Source organism: Azotosporobacter soli (assembly GCF_030542965.1).
GTDB classification, from domain to species: Bacteria; Bacillota; Negativicutes; order SG130; family SG130; genus Azotosporobacter; species Azotosporobacter soli.
In genome coordinates this window covers 55,383-74,836 of sequence record NZ_JAUAOA010000020.1, presented here as the reverse complement: position 1 = coordinate 74,836, position 19,454 = coordinate 55,383, and the positions used below count along the sequence as shown (strand labels likewise).

15 protein-coding genes are annotated in these 19,454 nt (G+C 54.9%); 1 reads left to right on the top strand and 14 read right to left on the bottom strand.

The window, feature by feature from the left end; genetic code table 11:
• Positions 1-22: 22 nt before the first annotated feature.
• From QTL79_RS14610 to QTL79_RS14545, 14 genes are all read right to left on the bottom strand, one after another.
• Complete coding sequence (locus QTL79_RS14610) at positions 23-1,480, bottom strand: IS1182 family transposase (RefSeq protein ID WP_346354798.1); 1,458 nt, start codon at positions 1,478-1,480, stop codon at positions 23-25.
• Between the two features lie 98 nt (positions 1,481-1,578).
• Positions 1,579-3,039 carry a sigma-54 interaction domain-containing protein gene (locus QTL79_RS14605; RefSeq protein ID WP_346355707.1) on the bottom strand — a complete coding sequence of 487 codons (1,461 nt, stop codon included), beginning with the start codon at positions 3,037-3,039 and terminating at the stop codon, positions 1,579-1,581.
• Positions 3,040-3,396: 357 nt separating this feature from the next.
• A complete protein-coding gene (gene nirJ1 / locus QTL79_RS14600; RefSeq protein WP_346355709.1) occupies positions 3,397-4,563 on the bottom strand; it encodes a putative heme d1 biosynthesis radical SAM protein NirJ1 in 1,167 nt (388 codons plus the stop codon).
• A 142-nt stretch (positions 4,564-4,705) separates the two neighbouring features.
• Positions 4,706-5,461 carry a YdcF family protein gene (locus tag QTL79_RS14595; RefSeq protein WP_346355706.1) on the bottom strand — a complete coding sequence of 252 codons (756 nt, stop codon included), beginning with the start codon at positions 5,459-5,461 and terminating at the stop codon, positions 4,706-4,708.
• 20 nt (positions 5,462-5,481) lie between these two features.
• Positions 5,482-7,047: a DUF3369 domain-containing protein gene (locus QTL79_RS14590; protein WP_346355705.1), complete on the bottom strand. Its 1,566-nt coding sequence runs from the start codon at positions 7,045-7,047 to the stop codon at positions 5,482-5,484.
• Entirely contained in the window at positions 7,034-9,619 is a 2,586-nt protein-coding gene (locus QTL79_RS14585) for a PAS domain S-box protein (RefSeq protein WP_346355704.1), read from the bottom strand. The genes QTL79_RS14590 and QTL79_RS14585 overlap by 14 nt, the downstream gene beginning before the upstream one ends.
• A gap of 314 nt (positions 9,620-9,933) precedes the next feature.
• Positions 9,934-11,115, bottom strand: coding sequence for an acetyl-CoA C-acetyltransferase (locus tag QTL79_RS14580; RefSeq protein ID WP_346355703.1), 1,182 nt, complete (start codon positions 11,113-11,115; stop codon positions 9,934-9,936).
• Positions 11,116-11,136: 21 nt separating this feature from the next.
• Positions 11,137-12,462, bottom strand: coding sequence for a TIGR00366 family protein (locus QTL79_RS14575; protein WP_346355702.1), 1,326 nt, complete (start codon positions 12,460-12,462; stop codon positions 11,137-11,139).
• Positions 12,459-13,124 carry a 3-oxoacid CoA-transferase subunit B gene (locus tag QTL79_RS14570; RefSeq protein WP_346355701.1) on the bottom strand — a complete coding sequence of 222 codons (666 nt, stop codon included), beginning with the start codon at positions 13,122-13,124 and terminating at the stop codon, positions 12,459-12,461. Before QTL79_RS14570 ends, QTL79_RS14575 begins: the two co-directional genes overlap by 4 nt.
• Before the next feature lies 1 nt (position 13,125).
• Positions 13,126-13,788, bottom strand: a complete 663-nt coding sequence (atoD, locus tag QTL79_RS14565; protein WP_346355700.1) for an acetate CoA-transferase subunit alpha — start codon at positions 13,786-13,788, stop codon at positions 13,126-13,128.
• Positions 13,789-13,974: 186 nt separating this feature from the next.
• Complete coding sequence (locus QTL79_RS14560; protein ID WP_346355699.1) at positions 13,975-15,357, bottom strand: sigma 54-interacting transcriptional regulator; 1,383 nt, start codon at positions 15,355-15,357, stop codon at positions 13,975-13,977.
• A complete protein-coding gene (gene atoS / locus QTL79_RS14555; protein WP_346355698.1) occupies positions 15,320-17,182 on the bottom strand; it encodes a two-component system sensor histidine kinase AtoS in 1,863 nt (620 codons plus the stop codon). Before atoS ends, QTL79_RS14560 begins: the two co-directional genes overlap by 38 nt.
• 102 nt (positions 17,183-17,284) lie before the next feature.
• Positions 17,285-17,794: a GNAT family N-acetyltransferase gene (locus QTL79_RS14550; protein ID WP_346355697.1), complete on the bottom strand. Its 510-nt coding sequence runs from the start codon at positions 17,792-17,794 to the stop codon at positions 17,285-17,287.
• A gap of 24 nt (positions 17,795-17,818) precedes the next feature.
• The gene (locus tag QTL79_RS14545; protein ID WP_346355696.1) at positions 17,819-18,706 is read right to left on the bottom strand and encodes a hypothetical protein; all 888 of its coding nucleotides are present in this window, start codon (positions 18,704-18,706) and stop codon (positions 17,819-17,821) included.
• 232 nt (positions 18,707-18,938) lie between these two features.
• Between QTL79_RS14545 and QTL79_RS14540 the strand changes: the two genes are divergently transcribed.
• Positions 18,939-19,415, top strand: a complete 477-nt coding sequence (locus QTL79_RS14540) for a hypothetical protein (RefSeq protein WP_346355695.1) — start codon at positions 18,939-18,941, stop codon at positions 19,413-19,415.
• Positions 19,416-19,454: the final 39 nt, after the last annotated feature.

Here is a 19,454-nt window from a genome sequence, read left to right as displayed (position 1 = left end):
CAGACCGTCGACAAAATGCACTTTACGCAAAGCGTAAGGTGCATTTTTCAATTTCAGTTATCCAATTTTCACTGCAAAAACGCAGTTTTTCGAAAAAACGTTGAAAAACAGGCGGTAATATACCCCTGCGTTTCTTCCAGGTCGCCAGTTTTTTCAGATTCATGCATGCAAAAGTAAGCGTCACCTGCATTTTCACTTTCTGCAGGCCACGCAGTTGCGTATAGCGCATTGCATGCTTTTCTTTTGCATCTGCAAAGACACGCTCAATTGTTTGCGAGCGCAATTTGTAAATATCGCGATATATCGGCATGTGCCGATACTCATCAGCAAGTTCCAGATAGGATTCCCATACATGCCTTTGGACTTGCTTTTGATGCGCTTTGCTCTGCGTGCATTGCTCTAAATGCGGACACACTTTGCATTGTTTTGCATCGCTTTTATATTCTTGATATCCTTCACGATTCGTCGTACTGTAGCCAAGCGCCTGGTTGCCAGGGCAAATCATGCATTCATAATATTCATCATATACGTATTCATATTTCTTGAAGAACCCTTCTTTTGTCATAGGACGCTTGTAGGGAACGACAGGAATTCGGCCACTGTCGATAATTTGTTTCATAATCCAGGGCGTTTTGTAGCCCGCATCGACGGCAACGGTTTCGGTTTCAGGGAAATAACTGACGACTCGTTCATACAGTTCATCAAACAATCGACTGTCATTAACATTGCCCGCTGCGACTTCGTATCCTAATATGAAGTTATGCCGGTCACAAGCCGTGTTGGTTACGTAGGCAAAGCATTTTTCATGCTCGCCTTTATGAAACAAGCCGCTTTCCGGATCCGTCGTACTTTGCGTGATGGTTTTACCTTGCGGCGGATTTTCATCGTCGTCTTTATCTTTTAACCGTTTCTTGCCATGGTTTTCGCGATCGGCTTGAATTTCCGCATTCAGTTCATCTTGATATTGCTTGGCCGGAATCGGCACAAACACTTTTGCGCTTTTCTTTTTGTTGGCTCGTGCTTTGATATGGGTTCCGTCAATGAATACGGAACTTGCATCAATGAAACCGCAGTTTACTGCTTCGTACAGGATGCGCATAAAGATCCGCTCAAACACATCGCTTCCTTGAAAACGCCGGGTATAATTCTTGCCGAAGGTTGAAAAGTGCGGGACTTTTTCGGTAAGGCCGTATCCGATAAACCAGCGGTAAGCCATATTTACTTCAATTTCTTTCATGGTTTGACGCATGCTACGAATGCCGAACAGGTATTGAATCAGTACGATCTTAAACAGACTCACCGGATCAATTCCTGGTTTGCCTCGTTCGGAGTCGCTATATAAACCGTCGACTTCGTCGTAGATGAAGCGAAAATCGATGGCTCGTTCAATGTCTCGTAATATATGATCTTTCGGTACTAAATCTTCTAAGCAGAAGAATTCAATTTGGCTTTGTTGACTTCGATCTTTTTTCTCGTACATAAAATCACTCCCGCTAATGATTTTATCATATCATTAGCGGGAGTGGAGTTTTGTCTACAGTCTGAAGCGAGCGGCATGCGCCGCTCGCTCCCTTTTCGCTATTGTTTTTCCAAACCGTATTTTTGCGCCTTGGCCGCCACCGTTTTATGCGTGATGCCGAGCGCCTTGCCCGCGGCGCTGTAGCTGCCGTAACGAGCCAGCGCTTCTCTGATGATTTCTTTCTCGTATTCTTCGAGCGGGAAGATATCGCCGTTTTTCAGCAAACCCACTCCCGCATCCGTCGGACATTTTTTTTCTTCCGGCAGCGCGATATGGCGCGGCAGATCTTCTTTGCTGATATATTTATCATCACTGAGCGCCACCAAACGTTCGACTACGTTGCGCAATTCGCGCACATTGCCCGGCCAGGAATAACAAAGCAACATTTCCATCGCGTCCTGGCGAATGCCAAGCACTTCCTGACCGAACGCACGATTGAAATAGCGCAGAAAATGATCGACCAGCAGCGGAATGTCTTCACGCCGTTCGCATAGCGGCGGCAATTCGAGCGGAATGACGTTGAAGCGGTAATACAGATCTTCACGGAATTCGCCGCGCTGCACCATTTGCGCGAGATTGCGATTCGTCGCCGCGACGATCCTGACATCGACAGTCAGCGTTTCTTCGCCGCCGACTCTTTCGAAACTGCTGGTCTGCAGGACACGCAGCAGCTTGCTCTGCATCGCCGGATCCATCTCGCCGACTTCGTCGAGAAACAGCGTGCCGCCGTCCGCCAATTCGAACTTGCCCTGTTTACGCCGGATCGCGCCGGTAAAGGCGCCTTTTTCATGACCGAACAGTTCGCTTTCCAAAAGTTGCAGCGACAACGCTGCGCAGTTGACCTTGATGAACGGCCCGCTCTTGCGCGGACTGGAAAGGTGGATGCCTTCCGCCAGTACTTCTTTCCCCGTACCGCTGTCGCCGCTGATTAAAATCGTCGATTGCACGCGCGCCGCTTTCGCGGCCATCGTCAGCGTATCCAGGACGACCTGGCTGACGCCGATAAATTTTTCAAACGCGCTGCCCGCTTTCAACTGACGCAGCATTTGCTTTTCACGCGACTCCGTCTGATACTTATCCGGCACCCACTGCTGCGCCGCCTGCTTTTCCATCAAATCGAGACGCCGCTGTGCAAGCGCCAGCTGCTCGGCTAATTGTCGTTCACGTCCCTGGCGCAAAAGAGCCAACCACCCGTTGCCCATCATTTCATCCAGCGGATGCAAATCCAGCCACAAATCGGCCCCCAACCAATTCGTCACCGGCTGATTCAGCAGGGAAACCTTGCCCTGCCAAACCGATTCCTGAAGCGGCGTCGCCAACAAGCGCTCCAGCGTCTCGCCCGCCGCATCTTTCGCCGTCATCCCCAGCAGACGACGAAACGCCGAATTTGTCTCAATCAGTTCGCCCCGCTCCGTAAGAAAGCCCACCCCTTCACCAGCACGTTCCAGGGCCAGCTGAACCACTTCCCACGGCAGGCGGCACGCCGCCCCTTCTCTTCCCCTGTTTGCCACTGCCTTCACCAATCCTCTTTCTCTGCCGCGCCTCTCTTTTCTCTGTCAGCACAATTCTCTCTCTATTTTAACATAGTTTTCCAAACTTTCTTTGCGCCAATGAAAAAAACACCCACTGCAAAAATGGGTGTTCAGAGTGTAGACAACTGAAAAAATAGAATGAACACAAAAGAAGAGAAAGATGAAAAGAGACAATAACACGAAGAAGCGAAGCGGACTGATACTACCGGCCCTACGGGAAGAAAGGAATAAAAAATTAAAAATTCTTCCGGCCTTCCCTTCTTCGATTCTTCGTGTAAAAAACGTCCCACTTAATTTCGTTTTATCGACAGTCTCAACACCCGTTGCCAGAACGGGTGTTTTCTTCTATTTCAGTCCGATTTCTTCATCGGTCAGATAACACGCCGGATCCGATTCCCAAAAATCTCCGGTCGCCGCTTCGGCCCGCGCACGGAAGTTGCCGTTGCAGACGCCGAGCCATTTGCAGGCTGCGCAGCGGCCTTTGAGCAGCGGCTTGCGGTCCTTCAGACCGGCCAGGATCGGATTCGACATATCGGTCCAAATCTCGCCGAACGCCCGCTCGCGCACATTGCCGAACGTATGGTTCTGCGTAAACTGATCCGAATGCACATTGCCGAGCGGATCGACATTGGCGAATGCGATGCCGGAACGATTGCCGCCATTGCGGTTCATCAGTTCCCAGATTCGTTCCGCCAAAACCGGATTCTTTTCCCTGTACTTCATATACAGATACACGATGTCCGCATGATTGTCGACGGTCAGAATCTCGCATTTGTCGCCCAGCTGTTTCGCCTTGGCGATGATCAAATCCATCGCCTGACGCGATTCCTGATGCGTGACGTCATGCTGCATCATCTCCGCCGCCCGACCGGAATAAACCAGGTGATAAAAACACACGCGGGGAATTTTTTCCGTTTCAATCAACTGAAATACATTTTCCAGATCATGAAAATTATAACGATTGATCGTAAAGCGCAGACCGACGCGCTGATCGACGGCCAGACAATGGCGAATGCCGCGCAACGCCTGTTCAAACGCGCCGCTTTTGCCGCGGAACTTGTCATTGGCCTCGCCCAGACCGTCCAGGCTGATGCCGACATAACCGACGTTAAGGCTCTTGATCTTTTGCGCCAGCGCCGCATCGATCAGCGTTCCATTCGTGGAAAACGTCGTCCGGATGCCGCGTTGGTTCGCATATTCGACCAGTTGGAAAATATCCGGCCGGATCAGCGGCTCGCCGCCGGAAAGAAGCAGTACCGGCACCTTAAACGCCGCGCAGTCGTCAATAAAACGCAGCGCTTCGGCCGTCGTCAGTTCGCCGTCATATTTTTGCGCATCTGAATCCGCGTAGCAATGCACGCATTTCAAGTTACAGGTCCGTGTGACATTCCAGGCCACGACCGGCCCCATTCCGGCAACCGCGCCGTGCTGCTGACCGTGCGAGCCTTTCGCATAGCGTAGGCTGTCGCCAAAATTATTCGTATCACAGAGAAGTTTGCTTACACCAATCATTGCATTCACTTCTTCTTTCTTGAGAATTTTTCCTAGAATTTTTTTCTTGCTCATCTATTCTACCGCGCAACTCGCCGCTTGTCCAGCCTGACGCGCATCATTCTTTCCTGCAAAAAAAGCCGTGCAGCGCTGCACAGCTTTTTTAATACCATTTAACCGCCAACAGTCCGAGATATTCTTTGGCTGCCAAACTAAACTCTGCCAGCGCCCCAGCTGACGGCCAGAGATGGTACCACTCAAAACCGCCATGCACATTTACCAAATAATCCGACGGATACGGCTGCACTATAACGCCGTTCTTAGTGAATTGCTCGACACTGCGCGCCATATGAAACGCCGAAGTGACGAGGATCGGTTGGCGATAGCCTTTTTCCTGCATGATGCGCGCGGTGTTGCGCGCGTTTTCCGCCGTATTGAGGCTCTTCTCATCCAATAAAATATGTTCCGGCGCTACGCCGAGATCGAGCAGGATCTGCTGCGCGACCAGAGCCTCGCAGCCGGTCGTCGCAAGAACCTTGCCGCCCGAGACGACGATCGGCACCTGCAGTTTCCGTTCCAGCTGCAGCGCCGTCAGCAATCGATTGGCCGCATAGCCGGATAAGTGTCCCTGTCCGCTGACATTCGGCGTATCCAAGGTCGCACCGCCGCCAAGCACGATGATGATATCTCCCTGCGGCGAGATCGGCGGCGCGTAACGGCTTTCCAGCGAACGGACAAGCAAGTTGCTGACGAGCGGAATCGAGCAGCCGTAAAAGAGCAGCGTCAGCGCCAAAAGCGCCAGGCCAAGTTTGCTGCGCCGCGTCTTTAGCGCGCGCAGCGCCAAAGCGAAAAACAGGACGATGAACAAACCCGGCGGGAAAAAGAACGTCGTATAGATAAACTTGATCCAATAGAGCAAAATATGCGCTCCTTTCCGGCTTAGTCTTCAGGATAGCGTTCACGAATCCGCAGAATTTCATCGACATGCTCTAGGAACAGATCGACGATTTGCGGGTCGAACTGCGCGCCGCGCTGTTCACGGATATATTCGACGACCTCTTCCATCGGCCAAGCCTTTTTATAAACCCGCTGCGTGGAGAGTGCGTCAAAGACATCCGCCAGCGCCACCAAACGGCCGTAGAAGTGAATCTCTTCGCCCTTCAATCCGTTAGGATAGCCTTTTCCGTCATAGCGTTCATGATGTTGAAGCGCTATAACCGCACCGTTTTTGAGGATCGGGCGGTGCGAATGGCGCAGCATTTCATAACCGTATTCGGCGTGTTTCTTCATGATGGCGAACTCTTCCTCGCTCAATTTACCCGGCTTATTGAGGATCGCATCCGGAATCGCCAGTTTCCCAAGATCGTGGATCGGCGTCGCCATGCGGATCATCTCGGCTTCGTCCTCCGGCAGCCCCGCTTTGAGCGCGAGCAGCTTGGTCACTTCGGCGACCCGTCGCACATGGTTGCCGGTTTCTTGCGAGCGCGCCTCCGCGACTTCGCCCAGGGTGAAGAGGATTTCCTTTTGCGTGTCTTCCACTTCTTCATTCAGATAGATATTTTCAAAGGCGATCGAGACGTTGGTGCAAAAGACTTCCAGCAGATGGCGATCCCATTCCGCCAGTTCGCGCAGTCCGTCCAGATAGATCAGATTTTCCGAACCGCGCTTGCTGCGAAAGAAGATGACGAAGCAATCTTTATCAAACACGCTGCGCTGTTCTTCAATCGCACGCGAAATGATCGGATAGCCTGGCAACGCCTTTGCGTCGGCGCGGTGTTTTGCGCCGATTAGCGCTTCGAATTCGCCGGTGGCCGCCAGGATTTGCAGCGTCGTCTCGCCGCTGGCCGGGCAAGTCGCGGCGAAAGCCGAAGCATGGCAGTAGAGCGCGTTCGGGTTCAGGCGCAAAAGCGCCACCAACTGGCTCAAGACGCCGGAAGCGAATTTCTGCATCGACTGCAGCTCAAAGATCGAACCGGCCGAATCGACGATTTTTTGCAGCCCTTTGCGGTTCATGTCGATGATGCGCAGATCGCGATAGGAACGCAACGCGGCGACTAGCGTCGTATACAGCTTCTGCGTCGTCAATTCCGTTTTTTCTTTATAATCATTAATGTCATAGGCGGTTATCACTTCGTATTCGGGCGCCTGTCCCGGCTGGCCGGTGCGCAGGATGATGCGCACCAGACGGTTACCCAGTTCTTCGCGAATGTATTTGGCCAGACGCAGCCCGGCCCCTTCGTCTTCCATCACCACATCCAAGAGCACGACCGCCGTATCATCGTGCTCCTCCAGTAAATTCCGGCCTTCCGCAGCAGAAAAAGCGCTGATGAATTCGACCGGCCTGCCGTCAAAGACGAAACGCCGCAGCGCCAGTTTCGTGACATTGTGAACCTCCTGTTCGTCATCGACGATCAGGACCTTCCAGGCTTGTTCGCCTTTTACGTTGACCTGCGCTTGTGCATCTTCCGCCTCATCGGCGAATAATAACTCGTCATCCTTGTTCATGCTGCTTCTCCTCCCTTTGCTGCGGGAAACGGATGATAAATTCCGTTCCCTGGCCCGGCTGGCTGTTGCAGCGAATGCTGCCGCCGAATTGCTGCGTGACGATGTTTTGGATGATATGCATTCCAAGACCGGTTCCGCCTTCTCCGCGTCGGGTAGTGAAAAATGGATCGAAAATCTTCTCAACCACCGCCGCTTCCATCCCAACGCCGTCATCGGCATAACGCAAATGAATATCGGATCCGTCCGCCTGAATATCAATACTGATCACGCCCGCTTGGCCGCTGCCATAGGCATGCAGCAGCGAGTTCATCACCAGATTGGTGATCACCTGCGAAAAAGCGCCCGGATACCCGTCGATCGTCAGCTCATCCGGACAGTTGAGTTGAATCCGGTGTGCCGTTTTTTTCAACTTGGGCAGCATGCTCAAAAGGATTTCATCCATATATTGCCGCACCTTGAAACGGCGCCGCTCTTCGCTTGACTGATCCGCCGACACTTGCTTGAAGCTGCGGATCAAACGCGACGCCCGTTCGAGATTAGTATATACGATGGTCGACGCCTCCTCGGCATCTTCAAGGAAATGAACCAGATCCTGGCGCTTCATGCCGCCGGCTTCATACAACTGGAGAAAATCACGCGTCATTTTTTGCAGATGCGATGACGCCGTCACGCCGATCCCCACCGGCGTATTGATCTCATGCGCAATCCCGGCGACCAGACTGCCGAGCGAAGCCAGTTTTTCCGACTGCAGCAGTTGGATCTGCGTTCGCCGCAGACTGTCCACGGTCTGCTCGAGTTCCTGGTTCACCGCGGTCAGTTCCTGATTCATCGCCAGCAAGTCCTGCGTCCTGACTTCGACCTTGCGTTCCAGCTCCTCATTGACATGGCGCAATGCATCCTCCGCCAACTTGCGCTCGCTGATATCGTGCCAGACGAAGAGGATATATTGCTCGCCGCCGATGCCCGCTACCTCCGCCGACAGGATGCCGGTACGCAGTTCGCCGTCTTTGCGTCGCCAGAGCACTTCCTTGTTAAACACTTTGCCCGCTGCACGGTAGAGACCTTGGATTTCCTCGCGCTCGTTCGGACGCGCCCACAAAGAAAACTCCAGTGAATTTTTCCCGATCACGTCTTGGAGCGAATAGCCCAACTGGCTGCTGAACGCATCGTTCACTTCCATAAAAGCGCCGTCTGCCACGCGAACCAAGCCAATGACGTCCATGCTGTAGCGAAAGATCTTCGAAAACTTTTCCTCCGAGGCGAGCAGCGCCTGCTGAGCCAGCTTCAATTGCGTCACTTCACTCAGCGTCACCACGACCTGGCGCACCTGGCCTTCAGCGTCAAGTTCCGGAAAAAGCGTGGCGCTGAGCCAGATCGGCTCACTTTGTTTCCTGCGCCGGATGCCGAGCAGACAGTCTTCCAGCGCGCTGCCGCTTTTCAGCACCTGCAGCAGCGGTTCTTCCTGCGGCGGCATCGGCTCGCCGTTTGGCAGAAGATACTGCCAGCCCTCTCTAAAGCGCCCTTTACGCGCCTCTTCTTCCGTGATGCCGAGCAAGTCGAGATAGGTCTGGTTAAAAAGCGTCAACTCGCCCTGCGCGGAAAAGACCGCGACCGCAACCGTCAGATTCTCCAGCAGTTCACGATATTTCTTTTCACTGCCCTCCAGCTGAGCGACCGTCTCTAACAACTCTCCGGTCTTTTTTCTTACCCGGCGGCGCAGCATCTCGTTCCAGGCGAGCAGTACCAAAATCAGTCCGCCAACGCTTGCGAAAAAGAGCAGCCGATGCTGCAGATAAAGGAGCAGCAATACGTTGCTTTCCGTGCTGCCATGCCAGCGCCGTTCAATATCCTCATATTCGTCCTTGCTGATCTCGGCGAAGCCTTTTTCCACCAGTTGCAGCATCTTCGCATCGCCTTTGTGCACCGCACGCCGGAACTCACCGGAGTATAGCGGCTGTGACTGGCGAAAACGCTCCTGTAAGCCCGCCTTGTAGAGAAAATAAAGCGCCGGCGGCTTATCCATGACAAAGACCATCGTACGCCCCTGCTTGGCGCTGTCGACAATCGCCTCATAACTGTCAAACTCAACGATACCCTGTACGCCGCCGCTGCGCAATTTCTCCTCCGCCAGATCGCCTTTCTTCACCGCCACCTGAAACCCTTTCAACGATTCGAGGTCTCTGATACCCGCGATGCTCTCATGAAAAAAGATTGGCACGTCGATCCGCGCATAGGGCTGCGAAAAATCATAGATGCGTTGCCGTTCGGGACTGGGAAAGATCGTATCGATCACGTCCGCGCGATCCTCATTCATCCATTGCAGCGCCCTGTTCCAGCCGGTCGCCGTCAAGACGACCTTGACGCCTGTCTTTTGTTCCCACAGCATCCACTGGTCGACCAGAACGCCCTGCAAGCGTCCCGTTCCGTCGCGAAAGACAAACGGCGGATAATTATCGTCCATGACGACGCGAATCGTCGACGGCATTTCTTCCGCCCATGCCGGAGCGCAAAGCAGCAGGCTCCAGGCGCAAAGCAAACTGAGCATACGCAATGTCCGGGCCCAACGTCTCACGTCATCACCTCCGCGCATTTTCGGCGTCTTTCGCATCGATTAGTTACTCTTCATTTCGTCACGTCGCGCCAAATCCCCTTTCCTGAAGCGCTCGATAATAAAAAAAAGCGGCGCAGTTTTCCTTGTGGAAAACCGCGCCGCCCGGATTTTAGACACTTGAAAAATAGAAGAGATACGAAAGAAGAGCTGGATGAAAAAATGATAACACGAAGAAGCGAAGCGGGCCGATCTTATCGGCCCGCTTCACTTCTTCGACTCTTCGTGTAAAAACGTCCCACTTACTTTCGTTTTGTCGCCGGTCTCAGCGGCGCATTTTAGAGCCGCTCCAGTATCGTGGCCACACCCTGGCCGCCGCCGATGCAAAGCGTCGCCAGGCCTAACTTGGCCTCTTCGCGCTGCATCGCATGCAGCAGCGTGACTAAGATTCGTGTGCCGCTGGCTCCGATCGGATGGCCGAGCGCAATCGCGCCGCCGTGAATGTTCACTTTCTTCTGGTCAAAGCCGAGTTCCTGTCCGACCGCGAGAAACTGCGCCGCAAACGCTTCATTGGCTTCGATCAGGTCGAGATCGTTCACTTTCAGTCCCGCTTTGTCGAGCGCTTTTTGCACCGCAGGCACCGGACCGAGTCCCATCAGTTCCGGCTCTACGCCGCCTGATGCAAAGGCGCGAATCCGCGCAAGCGGCTTAAGTCCGAGTTGCGCCGCTTTTTCTTCCGACATCACCACGACGGCCGCTCCGCCGTCATTGATGCCGGATGCGTTGCCTGCGGTGACCGTGCCGTCCTTCTTGAACGCCGGGCGCAGTTTGGCCAATCCCTCAGCCGTCGCGTCCGTCTTAACGAATTCATCGACGCTGAAAACACGGTCGCCTTTCCTGCTCTTGATCGTCACCGGAACGATCTCCGCGTTAAACACGCCATCGGCCAATGCTTTTGCCGCCTTGGACTGTGATGCGAGCGCCAGTTCGTCCTGCGCTTCACGACTCAACTGATAGCGCTCGGCGACATTTTCCGCCGTGATGCCCATATGGTAGTCATGAAACGCGCACCAAAGGCCATCCTGAATCATGACGTCCTTCACCTGACTGTGCCCCATCCGATAGCCGCTGCGGCTCTTGCTGTCGAGTACATAGGGAGCGTTCGACATGCTCTCCATGCCGCCTGCGATCACGATCTCCGCTTCGCCTGTCATGACGGCCTGCGCAGCCAGATTGACGCTTTTCAAGCCCGAGCCGCACACCTTGTTGATCGTATAGGCGGAAGTCTTGACCGGCAAACCCGCTTTGATCGCCGCCTGACGCGCCGGATTCTGCCCCAGCCCCGCCTGCAGCACATTGCCCAAGATCACTTCGTCGACCTGCTCTTTATCAACGCCCGCGCGTTCCAACGCCGCTTCGATCACCAGCGCGCCGAGTTCCGGCGCACTGAAACCTGCCAAACTGCCCTGAAAACTGCCGACGGCGGTACGTACCGCACTTACGATAACTGCATTGCCCATTTTTCTTTTGCCTCCTCTTATTTAAAAAAAGTGTAGTCCGACGAGAAAAATCACGCTGGAAAAAAGCAGCGACGTCACGCAGTAACCCATGATATCGCGCACGCCGAGTCCTGCAATCGCGAGTGCAGGCAGCGCCCAGAACGGCTGCGCCATGTTCATCCACGCCTCACCGTATGCGATCGCCATCGCCGCTTTGCCGAGATCCGCGCCCAGCGCCTGCGCCGCCGGCATGATGAACGGTCCTTGGATGACCCAATGCCCGCCGCCGGACGGCACTGCAAAGTTGATCAGGCCGGAACTGAAGAATGCCATAATCGGAAAAGTCTCTTTGGTCGCGACGTTTACGAACCAGTTCGTGATGATGCCGCCAAGGCCCGAATGTTCCATCATGATCTGAATGCCGGCATAAAAGGGGAACTGGATCATGATGCCCGCGGTGCCTCTCGCCGCCGCATTGATCGCCCGCGCATACGCCATCGGCGTTTTGTGCAGCAAGATGCCGGCGGTGAGGAACATCAGATTGACCGTATTGATATTCAGATTGAAACCGTTGTTCTTAAAGTACATGCCCAGATACAGCGCGCCAAAAGCGGCTACGATGACCGAGAGCAACGGACTTTCTTCCATCCGCTCCGCCCAGGTCGCGTTCGGCCCCAGTTTCTTTTGCGTGCTGTGCGCGTCTTCCTGCAGCAGCGCCGGATCAATCGCCACGACATCCTGCGCCTTGGGCATCATCATGCGGCACAAGAGCGGCAGCATGATGACAAGCGATACGGTGATGAAAATATTGTAATTGGCAAAAATCGTATCCGAAATCGGAATGATGCCGCAGATCTTTTCCATCGGATTGCCCTTTGTCGCCGCAACCAGCGGCACCGAAGCCGAAAGACCGCCATGCCAGGTCAGAAAGCCCATGTACGCCGAAGCGATCAGCAAGCGGTAATCGGAACCGGGGATGCGTCGCGCCACTTCACGTGCGAACATCGCGCCGACGACCAAACCGAAGCCCCAGTTAATAATGCAGGCGACCGAAGACATGAAGACCACCAGCATGACGCCCTGTTTCGGCGTCGAGGCGATCGAGGCAAGCGAGGTCATCCCCTTGCGCACCGGACCGGAACTGGCCAGCGCGTGACCGGTGACCAGCACCAACGCCATCTGCATCGAAAAGCCGAGCAGGTTCCAAAATCCGTCGCCCCACATCTTGACCATCGCCAGAGAATCATTCGGCGTCAGCCAGATGCCGAGCAAAAACGTGATCATCGTCAACAAAACCGCAAAGACAAGCGGATCCGGTAAAAAACGGTTTACAACGCTCGTGAAAAAGCGCGAAACTACATGGATCATGCCGCCCCCTCCTTATCCGTCGCCATTTCTTTCAGATAAGGACTGACGCTAAATGAAGCAGCCGTGCATCCGGCAATGTCGTCAACCGATACGCCCGACGCATGTTCTTCAAGCACCAGCCCGTTTGCGGTCACCTTGAACACCGCCATTTCGGTCACAATGAGATTCACGACGCCTTTGCCGGTCAAAGGCAGCGTGCATTCGGGCAGGATCTTGCTGCCGCCGTCTTTGGCGCAGTGTTCCATTGCGACAATGACGTTCTTTGCGCCGCTGACCAGATCCATCGCGCCGCCCATGCCGGGAACCATTTTGCCCGGCACCATCCAGTTGGCGAGATTGCCTGCGCAATCGACCTGCAAGCCGCCTAGCACCGTGACGTCGACGTGCCCGCCCCGGATCAGCGCAAAGGACATCGCGCTGTCGAACATCGCCGCGCCCGGCACGAGTCCGGCCGGCTGTCCGCCCGCGTTCACTATGTTCGGCTGCGCTTCGCCGCTTGCGGCGCACAAGCCGACAAAACCGTTTTCCGACTGCAGCATCACCCTGACGTCCTCCGGCAGATAATTGGTCACCATGGTCGGCAAACCGATCCCCAAATTCACGACATCGCCGTCTTTCATTTCAAGCGCCACGCGACTGGCGATTCTTTGTTTGGCATTCATATTAGCAGCCCTCCTTGCTGACGATTTGATCGACTACGATACCGGGCGTCATTACCGAGTCGGGTTCGACGAACTTACCCGGCGGCAGCAGGTCGCAAACTTCGGCGATAACATGGTCCGCCGCCATCGCCATCATCGGATTAAAGTTGCGCGCCGCCTTGTCATAGACAAGATTGCCGCTGCGATCGGCTACCTGCGCCTGAATTAGCGCCACATCGGCACGAAGCGGCACTTCGAGCAAGTACTCACGCCCGTTCACGCGCAGCACCTCTTTGCCCTCCGCAACCACGGTCCCTACGCCGGTCGGCGTCAACACGCCGCCGAGTCCCGCACCGCCGCAACGAATCCGTTCCGCGAGCGTCCCCTGCGGCACCAGTTCAACCTCCAGCTCGTTAGCCATGAACTGTTTGCCGGTCTCCGGATTGGTTCCAATATGCGAGGCGATCACTTTCTTCACCTGTCGGTTCACGATCAGCTGGCCGATGCCCTGGTCGGCAAAAGCCGTGTCATTGGCAATCAGCGTGATGTCCTTGATCTTTTTCTCGATCAGTATCTGCACCAGTTTTTCCGGACTGCCGGTTCCCAGAAAACCGCCTACCATAACGACCATGCCATCCTTTAAATGCTGCGCCGCCGTTTCGAGTCCCACTGCCTTGTCAATCATAGTTGCCCTCCTTAAAGCCTATTCTCTGTTTCTCCTACCAGTAACGCAAAGACGATGCCAACTGCGGCGCAAACAATAAAAAAAGAGTACAGCCCTTACTTTCTAAGGGTTGTACTCTTTTTGCCGTTTCTCTTTGCCGTCACAAAACGGCGCTGTCGCTGCGCAAAATTTTGCGCATGCGCGTCTTTATTCACAGTGTTCTAAGCCATATTCCTGAATCTTATAGAGGAGCGAACGCCGACTGATGCCGAGTTCTCGCGCCGTCTGCACCTTGTTGCCGCCGTTATGCAGCAGTGCTTCACGGATGAAGCCGCTTTCCGCCTCCTTCACGCGCTCTTTCAGACTCTGCCCCGCCCCTCGATAACCAGGCTGCGGATGCGTCTCCGCCTGGCTGCCCAGTCCCGGCGGCAAATCTTCCGGAAAAATGATCTGTCCCGTACTCATGATGACCGCCCGCTCTACGACATTCGCCAGTTCGCGCACGTTGCCCGGCCAGTCGTGCCGCTCCAGAAGACGCATGGCCGCGCGGTCGAAACCGAGCATGTCGCGTCCGTTGTCATGGGAAAACTTCTGCAAAAAATGATTGGCCAACAGCGCCACGTCTTCCGGCCGTTCACGCAGCGGCAGAAGTTCGAGCGTCACCACATTCAAGCGGTAAAAGAGATCCTGGCGGAACGTGCCTTCCTCCACCAGCTTGGGCAGCGAACGGTTCGTCGCGCCGATCACCCGGACATCGGTCTTCAACGTCTGACTGCCGCCAAGGCGTTGGAACTCTTTTTCCTGCAGCACCCGAAGCAGCTTCACCTGCAGGCTGGACGGCATTTCGCCGATCTCATCGAGCAGCAGCGTGCCGCCCGCGGCCTGCTCGAAGCGCCCGATGCGCCGTCCGGCCGCGCCGGTAAACGCACCTCTTTCATGCCCGAACAGTTCGCTTTCCAAAAGCCCTTCCGGCAGTGCGCCGCAGTTCACCTTGATAAACGGTCCCTGCCGCCGGAGACTGTTATAGTGAATCGTGTTGGCGATCAGCTCCTTGCCGGTGCCGCTCTCGCCGGTCACCAACACATTGGCGTTGCTTTGCGCCACCTTGGCCACCGTCCGGCAAAGTTCTTTCATGCGCGGACTGTTGGTCAGGAAATGATCCAGCCGGTAGAGCGCGTTCAATTCGCGGTGCAGCAAACTGATTTCCTCGGTCATCTGGCTCATTTCCTTCGCCCGGCTGGCCAAAAGCTTTACCTCATCCAAATTAAACGGCTTGATGATATAGTCGAACGCGCCCTGCTTCAGCGCGGTCACCGCGGTATCGACCGCGGCAAACGCGGTCATCAAAATCACTTTGGCCGTCGGCTGGCAGCGCCTGATCTCGCCGAGCGCGGTCATGCCGTCCATCTCCGGCATCCGGATATCGAGCAGGACGAGATCGGGCCGCCAGAGCGTGAATTTTTCCAGTCCTTCCCGCCCGTCTTCCGCGGTCTCGACCTGATAGCCTTCGCGGCGCAAGACCGCACCGAGCAAGCGCCGTACGCTGTCTTCGTCATCTACGATCAAAATGCGGTATTGTTTCTCTACCATCTTTGCTTCCTCCTTGCGTAAGCGGCAGGTACACCAACACCGTGGTTCCGTGACCCCAGACGCTTTCCAGTTCCATTCTTCCCCCGTGACTGCTCAGTATCCGCTGTACCACCGCCAGACCAAGCCCGGTGCCGTTCTGTTTCGTGGTAAAAAACGGATCATAGACCTGCGCCAGATTTTCCGGCAAAATGCCGCTGCCATTGTCCGATACCTGAAGACAAAGCTGTTCCGCCTTGCGCCAGGTTCGAACGGCCACCGTACCGCCCGCCGCGGTCGCCTGCACGGCGTTCATCACCAGATTGAGTAGTAGCTGACGCAGCTGTTCTTCATCGCCTTCCACTTCCGGCAAGCCTTCCGCCAGATGCCGTACGAACACGACCTTGCCGCGCCGCGCCTTATTATCAACAAGCAGCAGCGTGGCCGCCACGACCGCGTTAAAGTCCAAAAGACGGCGACGCAGCGGACACGGTTTCGAGAAATAAAGCATCTCTTCAATCACCGCGTTGATCCGATCCACTTCCTTGCTGATGATCGGCATATATTCCTGGCGCTCTTCCTCGCTGTCGGTCTCGCTCAGATATTGCACAAAACCTTTGATCGCAGTCAGCGGATTGCGGATCTCATGCGCGACGCCGGCCATTAACTCGCCGAGCGTCGCCAATTTTTCCGCGCGCTGTACCTGTTCCTGCAGCCGGTGCTGCTCCGTCAGATCCTTAAAGACCACCACCGCGCCGATGATCTCCTCCCGGCTGTTCTTGAGCCGCGTCGTGCTGGCGCTGATATGACTGGTGCCGTGCTTCACCGGATACTCCATCGCCATGCCGATATGGTTGGCGCCGCTCTCCAGCGTATCGAGCAGCCAGCTGTGGAACTCCGGATGGCTCTGGAACATATCCTTATAAAAACGGCCGACCACTTCTTCCGGCGCAAAGCCTGTCAGCTCCTGCGCGGCCCGGTTCATCATCGTGATGTTCCCCTGATTGTTCACCGTGATGATGCCATCGGCAATACTGAACATGATGTTCTCCGTCAGACCGCGCGAATTAAGCAGCGACTGCGCCATCCCATTGATCGCCAGGGAAATCTCTCCCATCTCGCCTTCGAGCGGCGCGATCGTTTTGCGCAGGTCGAACTGCATTTCTTCGAGCCCACCCTTGATCGTCGTCACCTCATTGACCAGGCGATGCGTCAGACCGAGCGAAAGCGAGAGCGCCACCAAAATGCCGCAGGCCACCGCGCCGAAAATACCGCGTTCGATTACCGCCAGTTGCGCTTCTACGTTATCGGTCAGTTCGTTGGCCCAGATATAGCCGATCACCTTTCCGTCGCGACTGATCGGCAGCATCGCATTCATGATCCTGCCGCGCACCTGCGAGCCCGACTCCACCGCCTGCTGCCCGCTTTGCATCACGCGCCGCCCCGGATGGTTTGCTTCGATCGAACGTCCGACCGTCGCTGCGTACTCTTCACTCGGGCCGTACGTGATGATCGCATCCAGTTCGCGGCTGTAATAGCCGACGCCGACGCCCGGCGACGCGGCCGCAATCCGGTCGGTATAGACCGACAACCGCTGATTGAGCTGCCGTATTTTTTCTTCCCGGCTGAGCGTCTGCTCCGTCTCCGCCAATACCTCCTCAAAATCATGCCCCAGCGCCGTGTCCAAAAGGCGGGTCAAGCCGAACAGCTTCTCCTGTTTTTCCGCCAGCAGTGCGTCCGCTGTCTTGACCTTTAGCATATAACCAGTCAGCATGATCGGTACGGTGACGATGATCAACGTGACAATCAACAAACGAAAACGCAGCGTGTGCAGCCATGGCATCCTCATTTTCTCTTCCTCCCCCGGGCAAATAAGACTCTTGCTTATCTATTATACCCGAAAACGAAAAACAGGATGTGCCTCTTCCGCTCGCACACCCTGTTTTTCTTGCTACGTCAGGTCCGGTAAAATAATTTCATACAAAAGATGATCCCGCCACTGCCCGGCAATGCACAAATGATCGCGCGACAGGCCGAAGCGGCTAAAGCCGTTCTTCTCCAAAACCCGCTGCGACGCCTTGTTTTCCGGCAGCACACTGGCCCAAACCCGGTGCAATCCGAGCTTATCGCGTGCATAACGCAGCGTCTCGCTCACCATCCAGCTGCAACAGCCGCGTCCCTCTGATGCCCGATCCACCCAATAGCCCATCGCGGCCGACTGAGACGCGCCGCGCTGGATGACGCTCAGTTTGATTTGTCCGCTTAAACGACCCGCTTCAAACAGACCAAAAGCAATTTCGCTTGTATTCTCGCCGTTTTTCTCCAGCCAGAGCCGATGAAATTCCGCCGTATAATATTCCTCCGGCCTCAACGGCTCCACCGGACAAAAACGATCCTTGTTCTCACGCAGCAAGCACACCAACTCTTCCGCCCACTCCACTGTCATGACTCGCAGTTCCATGTACTATCTGTCCCCCATACCCTCTTATTGTTCCGTCTCTTCCATAGAAATAAGCACATCGCCGTTGAATTTCAGCTTTTTCGTACCGTAAATCCAGACGAAGCCGTTTTCTTGCCGCGCAGTCGGCTCGCCCCAACTCAGTTTGACCTGTTCCTTGAACATGCCGTTGACCACATGAGCGGCTTCGATATTCCGCCACATTTCCGGCGACCAGTTGAACGCCACTCTTGGATTTTCCATGAACAGATCATCTTCCCAGGCCGGCCGATTCGTCCACTCCATGAGCGGCATATTGGTCCAGCTGTAGTTCATCGGCAAGATCGCCTTTCTGCCGCTTACCGAAACGATCAGCCAGATAGGATCTTGCACCTGGATGCCCGGATACACATCGACCACTACAACCGGAAAACCGATGCCGACAGAAACGGCTGCCGGATTTTTATTTCCGGCCGACGGCGCACCGGACAGTTCGCGCAGCTTCGAATACACCGTCTTACCCATAAACTGCTTGCGCGCATTCTCCACGTCCGACGTTCGTACCAAATGATTGACCTGTCCGCGCATACTGCGCGCCACCAATTTTTCGCCGCTGCCTTCCACAGTCATGTACACCATGTATTCCTTCAAATCATAACCGGCCGTAAACGGCACCACTTCCGTAATCAGAACCTTTTTCCCGGCATGGCTGGCATACGGTATGCGAACCGAAACGTCGCCCTCAAAACCTCTTACGGCATTTTCCACCTTAAAAATCCCGTAGCCGTCAACCTGTTTATCGTCCGGCAACGACATGAACGTGAACGAGTGCCCTTTCCAGTCCTCAATCTTCAAATTGTCCACAGCTCCCGCAGACACTCCCCCGACAAGCCAAAACCCTACCGCCAGCACCAGGAACAACATTGCTTTTCGCATTGGCAACCACTCCTTTTCCAACTGACTTTTTGCGGCGACGTTCTTCGCCGCTTGAGGCCTCTTTTCTGCTTCTCTCTGCCCTACGCTTTCTCCTGCCTTCTCTTTCCAACACGTTCGCCTTTCTTTACGCCCTCGCGCTTTTCTCCGCGGAAACAGGCATGCCACGCAGGATTTGCAGTAAAAAGCCAGAATGAAATTCTTATATGGAATTAAATCTCGAGGAGGCTACAACATGTTGCAAAAGATCATCCCGTTGCTGTGTCTGCTGTTTGTTCTGACGGTATTGCCTGCAGCCGCAGCCGTGCCGCCGCCCCTGCCAAACGATGTCAACATCATCGCGCCGGGTCCGGAGGTTCCGGAAAAACTGGCGGCTCTCTCCGGTAAATGGGCCGGACAATTCAGCTGGACGGGGATAAACGGCGGCGCCAGCGGCAGCCGGGAACTTGTCCTGGTCGTAGAAAAAATTGAAGGTGACCAGGTCAGCGTCATTTTCTCTTACGGCTCTGATCCGAGAGCAAAAGAAAAGTGGACCCGCACAGTCGGCACCTTCTCTCTTGGCAAGCTGAAGGTTCCACTGAAACCGCCGTTTTCTCGCGCAGATATAACGGAAGAATTCACGCTGAAACCGGACAACACGCTCGCCTTCTGGGGCCCACCCAGTTCGCCTTACGGCTCCGACTTCAACGGCATTTTAAAAAAGCAGCCTTAAACTATGAAAAAGAGTGGTCATCTGACTGAGATGACCACT